This is a genomic window from Streptomyces hazeniae, from assembly GCF_031845485.1.
Classification (GTDB): Bacteria; Actinomycetota; Actinomycetes; order Streptomycetales; family Streptomycetaceae; genus Streptomyces; species Streptomyces hazeniae.
Map to the genome: position 1 here is coordinate 1 of NZ_JAVREQ010000196.1, position 440 is coordinate 440.

Genomic DNA, 440 nt, shown 5'->3' on the forward strand with positions numbered 1-440 from the left:
GGCCCGTGAGGGCTCCGTTTCCAGCCCCGCCCGTCAAGTGAAGTAGGCCGCTGACGAGGTGTCCGTGGCGTTTTCCAACCGGCGCTGGCGTTGCAGCCGTCATGGGACGGACGCACAGCACGCTGATAAGCAGATGGAGGCTCGGCAGAGCTGTGATGCTCTCAAATTCGACCTCTGTACCACCGTAGACAGCGGCTACCGCCTGTTCGGGCTGCCGTTCCTTACCAGGGGTGAGGCGGACGAGTTGGAGAGGGAGTTGCTGGTTGAGGTCAAAGCCACCGATCCCACGGCCGCTGCCTCGGCGCGCAAGAACCTACACGCCATCCTGAAGGCGTGTGCTGGACGCATCGACGTCTTGGCCTAGCAGCTCCATGCATCGGCGCTCCTTCCTGACGGTCGCTTCCCTCACTTGCCCGCAGAAGCTCGACAGGACTACCAGT

The 440-nt window shown here is 63.2% G+C and carries 1 protein-coding gene; it reads left to right on the forward strand.

Annotated elements, in window-relative coordinates:
- Positions 1–64: 64 nt before the first annotated feature.
- A complete protein-coding gene (locus RM572_RS29290; RefSeq protein ID WP_311635708.1) occupies positions 65–364 on the forward strand; it encodes a hypothetical protein in 300 nt (99 codons plus the stop codon).
- The last annotated feature ends 76 nt before the right edge of the window (positions 365–440 follow it).